Here is a 17,191-nt window from a genome sequence, read left to right as displayed (position 1 = left end):
ACTCATATTTAGTTAATTTATACTTAATAAATTCATATTGGACTTGTTATGCTATCTAGCCCTACTGTCGATATATCAAGTATTACTGCTTACCGTGATGCTAGCGTAATAGATACTCCTGTATTGCGCATTGCCATTATTGCGCATTCTCTATATCCAATCGCGCAGCCATATGCTGGCGGTCTTGAGATGATTACCGAGCTTATATGTGATGAATTGGTCGCTCAAGGACATGAAGTGTTGCTCTATGCGCATGCTGATAGTCAGACTAATGCGACACTCGTGCCCTTTATGACGCGCACGCAGTTTGATGCGTTGGTCTATGACAATGAGCATGATTCGGTAGGTATGAGTCGCGAAGAGTTGTATCAGTATTTGGTCTATCAGCAAGCCATGCGCGATATCATCAGTCGTGATGAGCAGGGCATGATCGATGTGGTGCACAATCACAGCTTGCACCATATACCGATGATGATGGGACAGGCATTTGGCGCGCGTTTTTTTACCACCTTTCATACGCCGATTTTCCCGCAGCTGCGCTTAGCATTATTGACACTACGTCAAGGCACGCAAACCCAGTTCACCGCGATTAGTGGTCATCAGCAGCAGTTATTTGCTGAGTTCGTGCCTTCTCATGTGGTCTATAACGGTATTGATGTACAGTCATTTGATGCCAATACAAACCCAATTGAAGACGAGATTTACTTTTGGTATGGGCGCATTTGTGTGGAAAAAGGCACCCATTTAGCGATGGAGTATTGCAAAGCGGCCGGCAAGCGCCTCATTATTGCAGGGCCAAAAAGTAATGAGGAATATTTTGATGAGTACGTTGCACCGTTACTAGAAGAAGATAAAAACGCTGGGTCTTTATTCGATTACGTCGGTCATCTGAGTAAAGATCAAATCAATGAACGCTTAAGCCAAGTGACTGCTATGCTATTTACCAGTACATGGGACGAGCCTTATGGCTTAACGCTGGCTGAGAGTTTGGCTTGCGGTACGCCAGTGATTGGATTTGATGTCGGTGCGAGCGCTGAGATTGTCACGTCATCGACTGGTATCATTGTACCTAAGATGGACAAAGACGCTTTCATTCAAGCTTTTGCTGATATCAAACATATTTCCCGCGCGGCATGTCGTCTGCGTGCTGAGCAGTTTTGTTCCGTCGCTACGATGGTGGATGGTTATCTGCGGCTATACGAGCAGGCTTTGGAAAGTGGTGATAGTAATAGTGCTCAGATTCAGGCCTTGTCTTTCTAGATGATACTTATGATTCAAGTTCTAGCCTACTAAAAATTTTCTAAATAAACAGACTAACTTTACTAGCTATTTAAGCGTCAGTTTTTAAACAGTAAATTTTGGGAAATCTCCTTATGCGTATTGGCTATTATGCCCATCATCATGGTTCAGGTCACTGTCGCCAAGCAGATAAATTGGCTGCTCTATTGCCGCCTAAATTACGCTCGCAGATGACAGTGTTTACCAGTTTGCCTAATGATGGTTATCACTTTAGCGCGATAACTGATGAGCAAATCGTACGTTTAAGCGCTGAGGATCAGCTACCAGAAGATGTACTACTAGGGCGAGCTGGAAAATATTGGCAGCCAAGTAGTTTGCATTATTCACCAGTAGGTAATCGCAATGTGCAGATGCGCAGCTGGCAGTTACTCGATGAGATTCGTCAGCGTCAGATTGACCTAATGATTATTGATGTCAGCGCCGAAGTTGCTATGCTGTGTCGCGTGGCTAGTATTCCTTACTTATACGTAAGGCTGGCAGGTGAGCGCGATGATATACCGCACTTGAACGCCTTTGCTGGCGCGCTGGGATTATTAACCCCTTACCCAAAGGCACTTGAAGCGTCAGCAACGCTGGACTGGGTACGCCAAAAAACGCTATATCTTGATTTCATGCCCAATAAGACGGATGAGCTGTTAACGTTTACCGCCTTTATAAATAAGCTCATGACGCTCACTACTAGTAGTATTAGTATCCATGAGCGGCTTTCATCTTCGGATAATAAACAAAAAATAGCTGATACTACAATCATAACGGTTATCAAAGGTTACGGTGGGCACGACGCTATTGATGCCAAGCTGCCCGAGCTACGCCGTGCATTACCGAATGCATTGATTATATCGCTTGGACCTATTAACGACGAGGCACGACATTGTGTTGATATTGCTGCTCACGTAAATGATGTGACGCCATTTATTGCCTATAGTGACCTGCTGTTGATGGCGTGTGGTTTGAACGGTATTGCGCAAGCTTATGACTATGCGACGCCGCTCGTGGTGTTGCCAGATGAGCGTCCGCATCGTGAGCAGGAAGTCATGGCAGAGGCGCTGATTGAGCAAGGTCGTGCTCTAAGTTGGGCACAGTTCATGGCTCAAAATTCAAGTTTGGGTAGTCAGGATATACCGTCTTTTTTATCAGTTAACGATAAGTCAATTAGCAATGAATCGATTAGCAATGAGTCAATCAACACTGATAAGACTGCTCTAACGGATAATCAAGATAATACGCCAGCGCAAAAATTTATGGATAGCATTGTTGACTATACTTCCGTCAAAGCTTGGTTTGAAGAATGGTTATTGCCACAATTGGGCCTAAAACCTGATAAACAATAAGAAACCTTAAAAACAAAAGGTTCTACAATAAGAGCAAAGAAGATCTCTATGACAACGACAACCAAAGCGCAAGAGGCCACTCATGCCACTACTCCCGTTAGCGTGCCTTTAAGCGTCATTACTACCTGCTACGGACGCAATCGCCATCTCTACAATCTACTCGGTAGCTTGGAGCAGGGTAGTGTCAAACCAGCAGAAGTTATTATCGTTAATGATGACGCTGAGCCTGAACGTCTGGCAGCATACGATTTAAATATCATTAAGATAGCAACGACTACAGCGACTGAGAATGGACTAGCAATTAGCGCATCATTTGATATCGGTCGTAACCGTAACCTTGGAGCGGCGCGCGCCACGTATGATGCCATGATTTTCTTGGATGTAGACTGTATCGTCGCGCCAACCTTTATTGAGCAGCTATATAGTAAACTTCAAGCACGTCCCAACGCCTTACTGATGGGTCAACCGCGTTATCTGACGCGTCCTTTGACGGATAATGAGGGTAGACAGCTACAACAAGGTAAATTGGCAGCCGACTTTTTAGACAAGCTGTCTGTATTTAACCCTTATCGGGATAACTTTGATTTACAACATCAGGGTACGTCTATTAAACAGACGCAAGACTATGGTGCGTTTTGGAGTCTTTGCTTTGCTATTATGCACAGTCAGTTTGAGCAAATTGGTGGCTTTGATACGGATTATGTCGGCTATGGCGCTGAAGATACGGATTTTGCTTTTATGGCGCGCGCGTTAAATATCGATTTTTATTTAACTGATGATGTGATTTACCATCAACAGCATAGTGTCTATAGACCGCCGCTTAATCATTTGGATAGTATCGTTATCAATGCCAATCGCTTTTATGAAAAATGGCAACATTGGCCGATGTCAGGATGGTTAGCGGAATTTTCGCAATTACAACTGATTAACTGGCGAGACGAGCAGACAGTACCGATTGCTATTAATCGACAGCCAAGTGAAGTCGAGATTAGAGCGGCTCATTATCCGGATGCGCCTTATGTGTAGATATATAGTCGATACTAAATAAAATAGATACATTGCATTAATACGCTAGACTGGTACAAATTTCTTTTGCGTGCTGTGCCTGCGCAGACAGAGGCTGCAAGAAATTTATCCCAGTCTCGCTATATCAGTTTTAAAGTGAATCAACTATAAGTGTTTAATCTTATTAGTAGTGTTCTATTAGTACTGACGAATAATCTCGACACTATTAGGCGGCGTCGCAAGCTCTTGTCTCTCAAACGCCCAATTATGCCCATCCCAAAAGTGCGCTGTTTTGTCATCATTATTAAAGCCCAACATGACTATCGATAGCGGAGTCGCAGCGTTCTGTCGCTGCTGCACATGTAAGCGCGCCGCCAATAATAGCCGATATAACAGAAACCCTGAGGTCGGCGCTGATGAATGGATATCAGCAAAAATAGGATAATCTGCCACCACGCTATCCTGCTCTGATAACACGCGACAATGCTCATCGCTATGCAATAATTCATTTAGCAGTTCTGGAATCTCTAATACTCGGCTGGCTGTTATCGGATCATCATTAGGGCTGGGGTCATCAGCTAGTAATGGAAACTGGTAGTCAGTATTGCCAAACAAGATGCCAAGTGGTGCATGCTTTGCCATATCGAGCATCGCCGTCAAATTATTACTACGAGGCGGCATGCCAAAATGCAACAGACTGTCGCCAATTTTTCTAAAGAATAATAGTTTTGGTAGATCTTTAACACTAGGATGATGCGCAAAAAAATCAGCATGAATAAAATCATTAAACAAAACCAGCATATCTGTCGGCTGCAACAGCGCCTCTAAGCTCGCTGTATCTATTGAAGGATTATTGGCTATCAATACGATACGCTGCTGTTGTAATAGCGCTTTCTGTATGATAATTGGCAAAGTGTCAAAAGCGGCGGTTGAAGGGTCTGATTGATCATAATTACTGTTGTAAAGTAAGTTTTGTAGCGTGTTTCGCATCATTAATTATGGTCTCAATATTTGGAAATTCAGAGAAGGAAATGGCAGACATATTATAGCGCTTACTCGCTCAAATTAATATATAAACCAAAGAGTTATCTCGTGTTCTTTCCACATGTGCTTGCTTTAGAAGCATAAACAGGAAAGCTACATTACGCTACCTTTTTATCTGCTATTCATCCCTATATATCCGTATCATAAAAGCAATTCCATAATGGCTATAAGGATAAAGAGATATGAGTAATATTATCAAAAAACTTCAACTGACTACATTGGGTGCTTGTCTAACTTTAGCATTGAGCGCAGGTGTAGTTAGTACAGCTGTTAGTGCTGCCAATCATACTGACGAAGTGAGTGCTGCTCAAGCAGCGAAAATTAGCCTAAAGCAGGCGATTACTACGGCGAGCAAAGAAGCTTCCGGTACTTTAATCAGCGCAGAGTTTGATGACGATGATAGCGATGCTGAGGGTGATGGCGGTGTCTATGAGCTGGAATTTAGTACTAATACCACTGGTTATGAAATCAAAGTTGATGCTATAACTGGCAAAATCGTAAAGACTGAAACCGAACGTCTGGATAAGGACGATTTGGCTGACTATAAGGCTCAGCAGCAAGCAAAAATCAAGGTGATGGATGCGATGAGTATCGCTGAGAAGCAAACGGGTGGTCGCATTCTCGAAATTGAGTTTAAGAATGATCGCGATTATGCTAATCATGCGTCCTACTACGAAACCCAACTTCTCAAAGGCAATAGTCTGCTTTGGCTAAATATCGATGCCGATACGGGGAGTACATTTAAAAACAAGTTTAAAAAATAACTGAGCGACATAAATAAATATCAGCAGTGCATGATGTATCGACATTATTTTTTACTGACTATAGAGTAGCAGTGTCTTAACTTCTATCGATAGCCAATAAAAAAACCCCAATCATTTAATGGTTGGGGCTTCTTTAATTATGCTAAATGTTTATATAAATTCGCTATACCGTCTCGCGCCATTTGCCTTGAACCATAATACCCGCAATAGGATTTAGCCCCATTTGATAAGCAAGGTCAGCAGGGCGCGCGATATCCCATAATGCCAAATCAGCATCGTAACCCACTTCTATTTTACCTTTGTTGGCGAGACCTAACGCTTGTGCCGCGTGAACAGTTGCGCCTGCCAATACTTCTTCAGGAGTGAGATAAAATAAGGTACAGCCCATATTCATCGCTAATAACAGCGACGTTAGTGGTGAAGTGCCGGGGTTGCAATCTGTCGATATGGCAATGTTGACCTGATGTTTGCGCAGTGCTTCTATCGGTGGCAACTTAGTATCACGTAGCGTATAAAAAGCACCTGGCAATAGTACGGCTACCGTGTTGCTTACGGCCATTTTTTCAATATCTTCTTCTGCTAAGTGCTCTAAATGGTCGCTTGATAGTCCTTGGTATTCTGCTACCAAAGCACTAGCACCTATGTTTGAGAGCTGCTCAGAATGTAACTTAACTGGTAAGTCTAATGAGCGGGCAACGTCAAAGACGCGCTTAATTTGCTCGCTACTAAAAGCGATGTTTTCACAGAAACCATCGACCGCATCGACCAAGCCCTCGCTATGCAAGATTGGTAACCACTGGCAAACTTGCTCGATATAGTCATCGGCATTGTCTTTATACTCTGGCGGTAGCGCATGGGCGGCCAAATAAGTGGTGCTAACATGAATGTTGTGTTTGTCACCGAGTGCGCGGGCGACTTTTAGTATTTTTCGCTCAGTTTCTAAGTCCAGCCCATAGCCAGATTTGATTTCGACACTGGTCACGCCTTCTTTTATGAGCGCGAGCAGACGTTTTTCACTTTGCGCAAACAACTCTTCCTCATTCGCTGCGCGGGTGGCGCTAACGGTTGAGACAATGCCGCCACCTTGTGCCGCGATATCTTGATAACTAACGCCTTGCAATCGCGCTTCGAACTCGTTGCTACGGTTACCGCCATAAACGATATGGGTATGACAATCGATGAGTCCAGGCGTTACCCAGTTGCCGTCAACGTCTTTGATTTGATCGCTCTTATAATGGGTAAGGTGCGGTTTTATTTGTTCATGCGTGCCAACCCATGCAATTTTGCCGTCTTTGATACCGATAGCGGCGTTTATTAATTGACCATAAGGGGTACTTTTTTTCTGGTTGTTGCTTTGATTGTTGTTATAAATATCAAACCCGTATTGTGCTGAAAAAGTGGCGAGATTGGCATTGATAATGATGTAGTCAAACGATGTCAGAGTGGAATCGTTTATAGGCATTTGATCTGTAGAGTTTATTGTATGAGTCATAATGTGCTCCTGCTTATTAGTATAGATTTAGTGCAGCCATCCATAGTCCATTTACTTTAAAACAGACATTGTGTCGTTGGTAAAAACGTTTCTTGCTGTGGTGCTGCTGACAGAGGATGTGCAAAACTTACTTCAGTAGCCTTGTATGGTTGGTTTATTTTAAAAATATTATAGCGTGACTGGTACAAATTTTACTCGCTTGTTGTGCGCAAGCGAGACAAAGGTGTCGCAAAATTCATCCTAGTCACTTGTATAAATATTCATAACACTTTTATTCTGTATCAATTTATTTATACTAAAAGTAAATGCTGCTCGATAATAGTTGCTAATAGTCTTGCCGCAACTTTACAGCTGCGTCCATCAATATCAAAGGTCGGGTTAATCTCGGCAATATCAGCCATCTTTACTTTATTCGACGCCATGATACGTTTGACCGCGCGCTCAACGAAGCTCAGCTCAATACCATAAGCTGCTGGTGCACTGACACCAGGAACGACGCTCGATGGCAAGCAGTCCATATCAATGGTTAAGTAGACCACATCAACGTCATTGATAAATTCTTCTATTTGAGCTGCAATTTTTTTCCATTTCTTATTGGTGCAGTCTTCGTCACTGATAATGTGGACGCCTAACTGCTCAGCACGGTCGAAGAGCGCGGCAGTGTTGGAAAACCGACTGACACCGATACAGCAATAGTGAAATGGCTGACCTTGTGCTTCAAGGTGCTCGGCTATTTGGCGAAATGGTGTACCAGACGTGGCGACATCAGATTGGCGAATGTCCAAATGCGCATCAAAGTTAATCACCCCGATAGTATGCATTGTGCTTGCATGGCTTTTAACATGGCTTTCAAGATTGCTTTCGACATCATTTTCAACATTACTTTCGATATTGTTAACGTCATTAGTGGGCTGATCGGTTTCTGATGACAGCGCCTGCCATAATCCTAAAAAACTGCCGTAAGCGATGGCATGACCACCACCAAGTCCAATGGGCAGCCCGCCTCGCTGAATAATATCACTTATCTTATCGGCATATTTTACTTGGGCTTTTTCAAGAGTGCGCTCGGCAAAATCATCATTATCATGACAATGGATATCACCAGCATCACCTAGTAGAGTTGGCAGTTGACCCTCATAGCGTTGTTGTAACTCAGCGATGACTGGCAGCGCCGCAAGTGCTTGGCGAATCAAGGGCGGCGCAGCTCGTGCACCCACGCGTCCTTGATTACGTCTGACACCTTGGTCACAAGCGAACCCGACCAGTCCAATGCGCTGACTGGTGCTATCAAAGGCATAAGGCTGCGCTATTTGATACCAGTAGCGGGCGCGCGCAGACTCAAACGGCTCTGCACGTCCTGTCCACCGACTCATATCAGCTGCGGTGTGGCTTACGGTTGTGCCAGTCCCAGACTTTGACATGCTCATTGCCCACCTCCTTTAATACAATAAAGCGTTTATTTAGAGTGATACCTTTTACTTAGACTCATACCAAGCGCTGCGCAGTGACTGCCAATATTCGGTGAGCGTACCATCTAATACTAGTTGCTTTGCAGCTTCAATATCAGGCGCTAGGTAGCGATCTTTGTCATAAAAAGTCACTTGCTCACGTAGCTTTTGATGCGCTGTCTGTAACGCTTCTGAGGTATCTAGTCCACGATGGAAGTCGATACCTTGACCAGCAGCCAATAGCTCAATGCCGATAATGGTGGCGGTATTTTGCGCCATCTCATATAGGCGGCGCGCACAATAGGTTGCCATAGATACGTGGTCTTCTTGATTGGCAGAAGTTGGAATGCTATCAACGCTGCCAGGGTGGGCGATAGACTTGTTCTCTGAAGCTAGCGCCGCTGCGGTCACGTGGGCAATCATAAAGCCAGAGTTCACCCCAGCATTATCAACTAAGAATGGTGGTAAGCCACCTGACAAGGTTGCATCAATCAATAAAGCCACACGGCGCTCAGACATAGAACCAATCTCAGCAATCGCCAAGGCTAAAATATCTGCGGCAAAGGCAACTGGCTCAGCATGGAAGTTACCACCTGAGATAGCAACTGGGCCATCATCGTTAGTGAAGATAAGTGGGTTATCGGTTACCGCATTAGATTCAATTAATAAGGTTTTTCCTGCTTGATTAATAATATCAAGGCAAGCGCCCATGACTTGTGGCTGGCAGCGTAAGCAATAAGGGTCTTGTACTCTATCGTCTTGCTCACCATCATGGGAGGCGCGAATAGCACTGCCTTTAATCAGCTGACGATGCGCTTTAGCGATTTCAATTTGACCATGATGGCCACGCACTTCATGAATACGTGCGTCAAATGGGGCATCCGAGCCTTTGGCGGCATCGATAGACATAGAGCCGACGATGGTGGCTGTCTCAAGCAAGTCACGCGCTAAGAAATAACCACGCAATGCCAGTGCGGTGGATACTTGGGTGCCGTTAATCAGGGCAAGACCTTCTTTGGCCGCTAGGGTAATGGGCTCAAGACCATGCTGCGCTAATGCCTCAGCAGCGGGTACTTTTTTGCCGCCAACATAGACATCGCCTTCGCCCATCATGGCCAGCGTCATATGTGATAAAGGTGCTAAGTCACCAGAGGCCCCAACGGAGCCTTTGGCGGGAATGTTTGGCGTAATTTGATTGTTAATTAAGCCAAGTAAGCTATCGACCACAGCGCGGCGGACGCCAGAGACGCCTTGCGCGAGGCTGGCGACTTTCATGACCATAATCAATCGAACCACACTGTCTGGCAATGCTTCACCAGTACCCACTGAGTGAGAAACGATAAGGTTACGCTGCAGTAGCTCAAGTTGATCATCACTAATACGAGTTTTTGCTAACAGGCCAAAACCCGTATTGATGCCATAAGCGCTCTTATCACGCGCAATGATGGTACGTACATCTTCATGCGAGGCATCTATCGCCTCATAAGCACTGTCGGGTAGCGTCAATATGACAGGTTGCTCATAAATATCGCGCAACATCTCAAAGCTTAATTGGCGTGGGTGTAGGGTTAGTTTTTTGATATCAGTCATGCGATTCATCCTAATTTTATGAGCTATATTAATTGTATTTTTTGTTGTCTATACATTTTAGTTTATGCGTTGTTGTTTATAAACCGTTAAAAGCTATGTTGTCTAAATTTCTTTAACCAATCCCGCTTGTTTCAGTCGGTCTAACTGATCCAGCCCAAATAGATCGCTAAATGTCCAAAAGGTGCAGCGATTAGAATGCTAAGCACCACTCGCTCAAACCAGATAATGACCATCTTAGGTACTGACAGCGGAATCTCAGTTGCCAATACGCAAGGAATCATCGCTGAAAAAAACAGCACGCTACTAATCGAAACCACGCCTGCCACATAGCGGGTCAAGACCTCAGCTTCCGTTAGCAGGAGTGCAGGCAAGAACATCTCAGCCAGTCCCGCTGACATACCTTTGGCAGCAACTAGTGGCTCGGGCATACCGGTTACCCAAGTGAATGGATACAAGAGCAAACCTAGCGCATCAAAGACAGGCGTATATTTGGCTAATAATAAACCCGTTAACCCTACCGCAATAATCGAGGGTACAATCGCTGCCGCCATCGTCACCCCATCGCGAAAGTTCGACCACATAATTTGTTTGAGGTCAGTCGCACGGCGCGAAGTAGCCAGTCCTAAATGATAAGCTGCTGCTAAGCGATTACCTTGTTGGTTTTCCAAGTTTGGACGCTCGACGCTATCATCAAAACCCCGGATAGGCGGAATACGTGCGGTAATGGCAGTGACAATAAAGGTAATAATCAGTGTCGACCAAAAAAACAGATTCCAAAACTCCATTAGACCAAGGGTCTTAGCAACGATCACCATAAAGGCTGCCGATACCGTAGAAAACCCAGTAGCAATGATGATGGCTTCACGGACCGAATATTGATTTTGCAAAAATACCCGATTGGTAATGAGCAGCCCAATAGAGTAACTACCAACAAAGGACGCAACGGCATCAATCGCCGATGAGCCGGGCGTTTTCCAAATTGGCTTCATAATAGGCTGCATGAGCACCCCAAACATCTCCAGTAAGCCAAAACCGAGCAAAAAAGCGAGGATTAATGCGCCAATAGGGACAATCATACCGACTGGTAATGCCAGTTTTTCAAACAAAAACGGCAACATGTCCTTTTCCATGATGATAGCAGGCGCCATATCAGTGATATACATGATGGCGAGTACTAGCCCGATAATCTTGAAGGCGGTTAATATCATATTGGTGATATTTTTACGCCATGAACCATCATAAATGGGTTTGCCAACACCATAAATCATCAGTAGAAACAGCAAAAACACAGCAAGGGTGTGCTGCTGAGTGACTAGATAAGTTGCCCCATGATCAAATAAAATGGTGCTCTTTTCACCAATAGTAAAAGGCACAAAGAACATCACCAAGCCAATAGCACTAAATACGATTAGCTGTATCAGTGCGACAGGTTTGGACAGCAGCTTTTCAGGCGGCGGGCTAGCAGGTGCTGGACTGTCTAGAGGCGTTCTAGGCACGGAGCTGCCTGGGGGCAAAATATCACGTTCAGACATATTATCGTCCTTGATAAAGTGTTGATGATGTCCTTATATCATTTGGGCATATAAGGACAAGGGCAAGCTATTTAATCATCGGTAGATTTAAGCCATATTCTTTGGCTGTTTTGATGGCCAGCTCATAGCCCGCATCCGCATGACGCATCACACCTGAGCCGCAATCATTGACCAGTACTCGCGCCAAGCGCTTGGCAGCGGCATCTGTGCCATCAGCGACGATGACCATGCCAGAGTGCTGCGAGTAACCCATACCCACGCCGCCGCCATGATGTAATGACACCCAAGTGGCGCCGCCTGCGACATTGAGCATGCCGTTTAATAACGCCCAGTCAGACACCGCATCTGAACCATCTTTCATACTTTCTGTTTCGCGGTTGGGGCTGGCAACAGAGCCAGTATCCAAATGGTCACGACCGATAACGATAGGACCTTTTAACTCACCACTTTTAACCATTTCGTTAAATGCCAAGCCTGCTTTATCACGTTCACCAAGACCTAACCAGCAGATACGTGCTGGCAAGCCTTGAAATTGAATGCGTTCTTTCGCCATGTCTAGCCAGCGATGAATATGCTGATTTTCAGGGAACAGCTCTTTAATTTTTTGATCGGTTTTGTAGATATCTTCTGGATCACCTGATAATGCGACCCAGCGGAATGGACCTTTACCTTGGCAAAACAGCGGACGAATATAAGCAGGGACAAAACCCGGGAAATTAAAGGCATTTTTTACCCCTTCATCAAAGGCAACTTGACGAATGTTATTACCATAATCAGTCGTTGGGATACCCATTTCTTGTAGATCTAGCATGGCCTGCACGTGTACGGCACAAGATGCAGCAGCATCTTTGGTTAAGGCGGCATGTTGGTCTGGATTTTCTTGTGCTGCTTTCCATTCTTCAACTGTCCAGCCACTTGGCAAGTAGCCATTGATTAAGTCGTGAGCGGAGGTTTGGTCAGTGACCAAATCAGGTTTTATCTCGCCTGCATTGGCACGCTTGACCATCTCAGGCAAGATATCAGCCGCATTGCCAAGTAGCGCGATAGAGACGGCTTCACCAGCATCCGTATGCTGCTTAATCAGCTCATAAGCATGGTCAAGATTGTCGGCTTGCTTATCGACGTAACCAGTACGCAAACGGAAATCAATACTAGACTGTTGGCATTCGATGTTTAAAGAAGTCGCGCCGGCAAAGGTCGCGGCTAATGGCTGTGCGCCGCCCATACCGCCAAGACCAGCGGTCAAAATCCAACGTCCTGCCCAGCTGCCATCATAATGCTGGCGACCGGCTTCGACAAAAGTTTCATAAGTGCCTTGGACGATGCCTTGAGTGCCGATATAAATCCAGCTACCGGCAGTCATTTGGCCGTACATAAATAGGTCTTTGCGATCAAGCTCGTTGAAATGCTCCCACGTTGCCCAGCGCGGGACAAGGTTGGAGTTAGCAATCAACACACGTGGCGCATTTTCATGAGTTTGAAAGACGCCAACTGGTTTGCCTGATTGCACTAATAAGGTCTCATCGTCTTCTAATTCTTTGAGTGACGCTAGGATTTGATCATAGCTTTCCCAGTTACGGGCTGCACGTCCGATACCGCCATACACAACCAAGCTTTTTGGGTTTTCGGCCACATCAGGGTGTAGGTTGTTTTGCAGCATGCGATAAGGCGCTTCGGTCAGCCAGCTTTTGCAATTTAATGTGCTACCAGTCGGCGCGGCGATTTCGCGGCTCTCATCACGGCGGGTAGGTTTGTTGCTATCGGTATCAGTAGTCATGGTCAAATCCTTATGAAATCTTTTTAGACAATAAAGTAATCAAGGTAAGCGTTTTACAGTCAGTCTATAAATTCGGCGAAATATCGATTAGATGACGCAGATTTTTAGCACTACTGTAAAGTTGTATATACAAATTATCAAAGATTATTTTCACACGCAAGTACTTTTTTATAAATGACTCAATTATTTTTGTGAGTGTTTTGGCAGATAGACAGAGGTGAAGGGGTTTTGCTGAGGTTCATGAAGTTATCTCGTGATATTATGGCCTCATTATTATTGATGAAACTAACGGTTAAAGACGAATATGACAAAGACGATTCCAGCCTATCAGCGGATTAAAAATGCCATATTGGACAATATCCATTCCGGAAAATGGCAGGCGGGCAATGCAATCTCTACCGAAATGGCCTTGGCAGAAGAGTTTGGGGTATCGCGTATGACGGTCAATCGTGCCTTGAAAGAGTTGAGTGAAGAGCGGGTATTGGAGCGCCGCCAAGGGTCGGGGACATTCGTCGCCCAGCAGCAGTTTAATCATACCTTTGTAGAAGTGCGTAATATTGCTCAAGACTTAAAATCAGCCAATCGTGACTATCAGGCACAAGTGCTGAGCAAACGCGCTATTACCGCGAGCATGTTAGATGATGAAATGCGCCGTAAATTTAGTATTGATGAAGCAGTCTTGCATTCTGAGGCAAATGAAGCTGATAGCACTATTAATAGCACCGAGGCGGCTATTTTATACGAAGTAAAAATCATTCATTTCGCGGATGGTCAGCCGATACAATTTGAAGAGCGTTGGGTCGATGCGACAAAAGTACCAGCATTCATTGAGCAAGATTTTAGCGTGGTGAATACTAGCGACTACTTGATTGCTGAAAGTCCACTCGAGCGCGGTAACTATACCATTCGCGCCTTAGCAGCACCTGATGAGATTGCTGAGGCGCTACAGATTGCACCGCAGTCACCGACGTTAGTGCTACGTCGTCAGACTTATTCGGCAGGGAAAGTATTGACCTTTGTAAAGATGTGGCATGCTGGCGATCGTTATCAATTCTCAGGTGCACTCTAACAATCTTACGCATGCTCACTGTTTTTGTACGGTTATTCTTACCCAATTACGATAGTATATAACTTAGCTACGATTTGATTTTTAAGTTTGCTAGGTAGCTGGCAACAGCCATTAGCGCTGACTAGCCATTGTGATTAAAGGTAAACGTTACTGTAAAATGCTTAAAAATTATATCTAATACCTAAAAGTAGTATTGAAAAACAGACTTACTATCCTCAAATTGAGCAACCAAAGACACAGATAATAGCGTACAGGTTTTATTGCTATCTCTGTATGTCATCATTTAGCCGTTTTTATTTGGCTTATATATTTTGCTCTACTTATATTTTTGCATTATTCATTTATCCTATAAGGACGCCTTATGAAACGTCGTAACCTTTTAGCCCTTGCCGCCAGTACTGTATTGCTTGCCGCTTGTGGTCAGTCTAGCACCAATGAAGCCGACACCAATGCGACAGATAGTGCTGCGACTGGTGGTTCAGATTTGCTACAACGTATCAATAATGGCGGCACGATTAACGTCGGTACCGAAGGCACCTATCCGCCATTCACGTATCATAATGAGAGCGGTCAGTTGACGGGTTATGACGTCGAAGTGACGCGTGCAGTCGCTGATAAACTAGGCGTTGATGTTGAGTTTAAAGAAACTCAGTGGGATGCGATGCTGGCAGGTCTAGACTCAAAACGTTTTGATATGGTCGCCAACCAAGTTAGCTTGACCACGCCTGAACGTCTAGCCAAATATGATAAAGCCACCGCTTATAGCTGGTCAGGTGCTGTGGTGTTAGCGCCGACTGATGACAATCGTTATAGCTCATGGGAAGCGTTAAAAGGTTTGCGTTCAGCACAATCACTGAGCAGTAATTATGGTGAGCTGGCAGAACGCTATGAAGCCGAAGTCGTCCCTGTCGACGGGATGGCGCAAGCGATTCAATTGGTCAAACAAGACCGTGCTGACTTTACGATGAATGACAATCTTGCCATATTGGATTATCTCAAGAAATTCCCCGACAGTGCGCTTGAAATCAAATTGGTCGCTCCTGTCAGTGAGCAGACGGGCTCGGGCTTAGTATTGCTAAAAGGTGATGATGCTGTGGTCGCCAAACTAGACGAAGCCATGGCCGCATTAAAAGCGGATGGTACGTTGACCAAACTCAGCGAAGAATTCTTTGGTGCTGATATAAGTCAACAAAAATAATGCTAGCTTCTATCACGTCAGTGCTGGCCGAATTACTGGCATTATTGCCATTCATGGACCCTGCTCGAGCGCAAATTGTTATCAATTCGTTTTGGCCAATGCTCAAAGGCGGTATCTATTATTCGATACCGCTGGCATTGATATCCTTTGCGATTGGTATGGCAATTGCGCTGTCGGTGGCGCTCATTCGTATCGTCCCACGCGCTGGCTGGTTCCATGAAATCATCTATCGGCTCGCTCGTGTCTATGTGTCCGCCATTCGCGGTACACCGATGCTGGTTCAGCTGTTTATTATTTTCTATGGTCTGCCAAGTGTCGGGGTGAAGCTCGATCCCTTTCCCTCAGCGATTATTGCGTTCTCACTGAACATCGGTGCTTATGCATCGGAGACAGTGCGTGCTTCGATTTTGTCGATACCAAAAGGGCAGTGGGAAGCAGGCTCGACGGTTGGCTTGACGTATCTACAGACGTTTCGTCATGTGATTTTACCGCAGGCGCTTCGAGTGTCGGTGCCGCCGTTATCTAATACCTTTATCAGTTTGGTAAAAGATACCTCATTAGCCTCATTGGTGCTGGTCACGGAGCTGTTTAAACAGGCTCAGATTATCACCGCACGTAACTATGAGTTTATGTTGGTTTACACCGAAGCGGCAGTGATTTATTGGGGTATTTGTTTATTCCTAACCTTTATTCAAGGTAAGCTTGAGACCAAACTTGATCGCTACGTGGCGAAATAGCTAAGTACGAAATAGCTTTTTGACTGATTGCAGAACAGCTTTAGTATCATCCGCACAACAGGAACCTTTATGATCAAAGTCACCAACATTCACAAAGCCTTTGGCAGCAATCAAGTGCTCAAAGGCATTGATTTGACCATTGAAAAAGGCAAAGTCGTGGTGATATTAGGGCCATCAGGGTCTGGTAAAACCACTTTTTTACGATGCTTAAATGCGCTAGAAATTCCAGATCAAGGCGTTATTGCCTTTGACGACGGCAGCTTGACGGTAGATTTTGCCACTAAGCCTAAGAAAAAAACCTTGTTGGCGCTGCAACGTAAGTCGGGCATGGTGTTTCAGTCTTATAATTTATTCCCGCACAAATCCGCGCTTGAAAACTTAATGCTTGGCCCGACAGTCGTACAAGGACAAAGTAAAGCGCATGCTCGTGAGCAGGCTTTAGTATTATTGGAAAAAGTTGGTCTGTCGGACAAAGCGGATCTTTATCCGTTTCAGCTATCTGGTGGTCAGCAGCAGCGAGTTGGTATTGCTCGTGCACTTGCGATTGAGCCGTCATTATTGTTGTTCGATGAACCAACGTCCGCGCTTGATCCTGAGTTGGTACAAGATGTCCTTGAAACCATGAAAAAATTGGCGTCAGAAGGTTGGACAATGGTCGTAGTTACGCATGAGATTAACTTTGCTCGTGATGTCGCAGATCATGTGGTTTTAATTGAAGATGGTGTTGTTGTCGAAGAAGGCAGCGCTGAGCAGATGTTTGAGCTATCAACGCATCCACGTACGCAGGCATTTTTACAGCGTATCGAGAAGCAATAAAGCTAAGAGATGTGCTTCTACTGTAAAATGAAGTTCTGAGTAATATCAAACCTTAAGCAATATACAGCCCTGAGTAATATATAACCTTG

The 17,191-nt window shown here is 44.9% G+C and carries 14 protein-coding genes; 8 read left to right on the top strand and 6 right to left on the bottom strand.

Annotated elements, in window-relative coordinates; all coding sequences use genetic code 11:
• The first annotated feature begins 48 nt into the window (after window positions 1-48).
• From ACSUPM_RS10640 to ACSUPM_RS10630, 3 genes are all read left to right on the top strand, one after another.
• Entirely contained in the window at window positions 49-1,260 is a 1,212-nt protein-coding gene (locus ACSUPM_RS10640; RefSeq protein WP_025650753.1) for a glycosyltransferase, read from the top strand.
• Window positions 1,261-1,373: 113 nt separating this feature from the next.
• On the top strand, window positions 1,374-2,630 hold the full coding sequence (locus ACSUPM_RS10635) for a hypothetical protein (RefSeq protein ID WP_025650752.1): 1,257 nt from the start codon (window positions 1,374-1,376) through the stop codon (window positions 2,628-2,630).
• Between the two features lie 48 nt (window positions 2,631-2,678).
• The gene (locus ACSUPM_RS10630; RefSeq protein ID WP_051395141.1) at window positions 2,679-3,656 is read left to right on the top strand and encodes a glycosyltransferase family 2 protein; all 978 of its coding nucleotides are present in this window, start codon (window positions 2,679-2,681) and stop codon (window positions 3,654-3,656) included.
• Window positions 3,657-3,833: 177 nt separating this feature from the next.
• On the opposite strand, the gene ACSUPM_RS10625 is transcribed toward ACSUPM_RS10630, so the two are convergent.
• Window positions 3,834-4,628: a hypothetical protein gene (locus ACSUPM_RS10625; protein WP_201583428.1), complete on the bottom strand. Its 795-nt coding sequence runs from the start codon at window positions 4,626-4,628 to the stop codon at window positions 3,834-3,836.
• A gap of 233 nt (window positions 4,629-4,861) precedes the next feature.
• Here ACSUPM_RS10625 and ACSUPM_RS10620 point away from each other — a divergent pair, with 233 nt between their 5' ends.
• Complete coding sequence (locus ACSUPM_RS10620) at window positions 4,862-5,443, top strand: PepSY domain-containing protein (protein WP_025650749.1); 582 nt, start codon at window positions 4,862-4,864, stop codon at window positions 5,441-5,443.
• 163 nt (window positions 5,444-5,606) lie between these two features.
• Here ACSUPM_RS10620 and hutI read toward each other — a convergent pair whose 3' ends face one another.
• From hutI to hutU, 5 genes are all read right to left on the bottom strand, one after another.
• A complete protein-coding gene (gene hutI / locus ACSUPM_RS10615; RefSeq protein WP_201566176.1) occupies window positions 5,607-6,935 on the bottom strand; it encodes an imidazolonepropionase in 1,329 nt (442 codons plus the stop codon).
• Between the two features lie 290 nt (window positions 6,936-7,225).
• Entirely contained in the window at window positions 7,226-8,362 is a 1,137-nt protein-coding gene (locus ACSUPM_RS10610) for a formimidoylglutamase (protein ID WP_413786708.1), read from the bottom strand.
• Window positions 8,363-8,410: 48 nt separating this feature from the next.
• Window positions 8,411-9,973 carry a histidine ammonia-lyase gene (gene hutH, locus ACSUPM_RS10605; RefSeq protein WP_201566175.1) on the bottom strand — a complete coding sequence of 521 codons (1,563 nt, stop codon included), beginning with the start codon at window positions 9,971-9,973 and terminating at the stop codon, window positions 8,411-8,413.
• A gap of 140 nt (window positions 9,974-10,113) precedes the next feature.
• Complete coding sequence (locus ACSUPM_RS10600) at window positions 10,114-11,505, bottom strand: YjiH family protein (protein WP_352288630.1); 1,392 nt, start codon at window positions 11,503-11,505, stop codon at window positions 10,114-10,116.
• A 67-nt stretch (window positions 11,506-11,572) separates the two neighbouring features.
• Window positions 11,573-13,282: a urocanate hydratase gene (gene hutU, locus ACSUPM_RS10595; RefSeq protein ID WP_025650744.1), complete on the bottom strand. Its 1,710-nt coding sequence runs from the start codon at window positions 13,280-13,282 to the stop codon at window positions 11,573-11,575.
• Window positions 13,283-13,586: 304 nt separating this feature from the next.
• Here hutU and ACSUPM_RS10590 point away from each other — a divergent pair, with 304 nt between their 5' ends.
• The 4 genes from ACSUPM_RS10590 to ACSUPM_RS10575 all read left to right on the top strand — a co-directional run bounded on the left by ACSUPM_RS10590 (window position 13,587) and on the right by ACSUPM_RS10575 (window position 17,102).
• On the top strand, window positions 13,587-14,351 hold the full coding sequence (locus ACSUPM_RS10590) for a UTRA domain-containing protein (RefSeq protein WP_025650743.1): 765 nt from the start codon (window positions 13,587-13,589) through the stop codon (window positions 14,349-14,351).
• Window positions 14,352-14,712: 361 nt separating this feature from the next.
• Window positions 14,713-15,549, top strand: coding sequence for an amino acid ABC transporter substrate-binding protein (locus ACSUPM_RS10585; protein WP_025650742.1), 837 nt, complete (start codon window positions 14,713-14,715; stop codon window positions 15,547-15,549).
• On the top strand, window positions 15,549-16,286 hold the full coding sequence (locus ACSUPM_RS10580) for an amino acid ABC transporter permease (protein ID WP_307783273.1): 738 nt from the start codon (window positions 15,549-15,551) through the stop codon (window positions 16,284-16,286). Before ACSUPM_RS10585 ends, ACSUPM_RS10580 begins: the two co-directional genes overlap by 1 nt.
• A gap of 69 nt (window positions 16,287-16,355) precedes the next feature.
• Entirely contained in the window at window positions 16,356-17,102 is a 747-nt protein-coding gene (locus tag ACSUPM_RS10575; protein ID WP_201583408.1) for an amino acid ABC transporter ATP-binding protein, read from the top strand.
• Window positions 17,103-17,191 lie beyond the last annotated feature (89 nt).

This window comes from Psychrobacter okhotskensis (assembly GCF_965638355.1).
GTDB lineage: Bacteria > Pseudomonadota > Gammaproteobacteria > Pseudomonadales > Moraxellaceae > Psychrobacter > Psychrobacter okhotskensis.
Note: the sequence above shows the minus strand (reverse complement) of the source record. Positions and strands in the feature narration are given on the sequence as shown.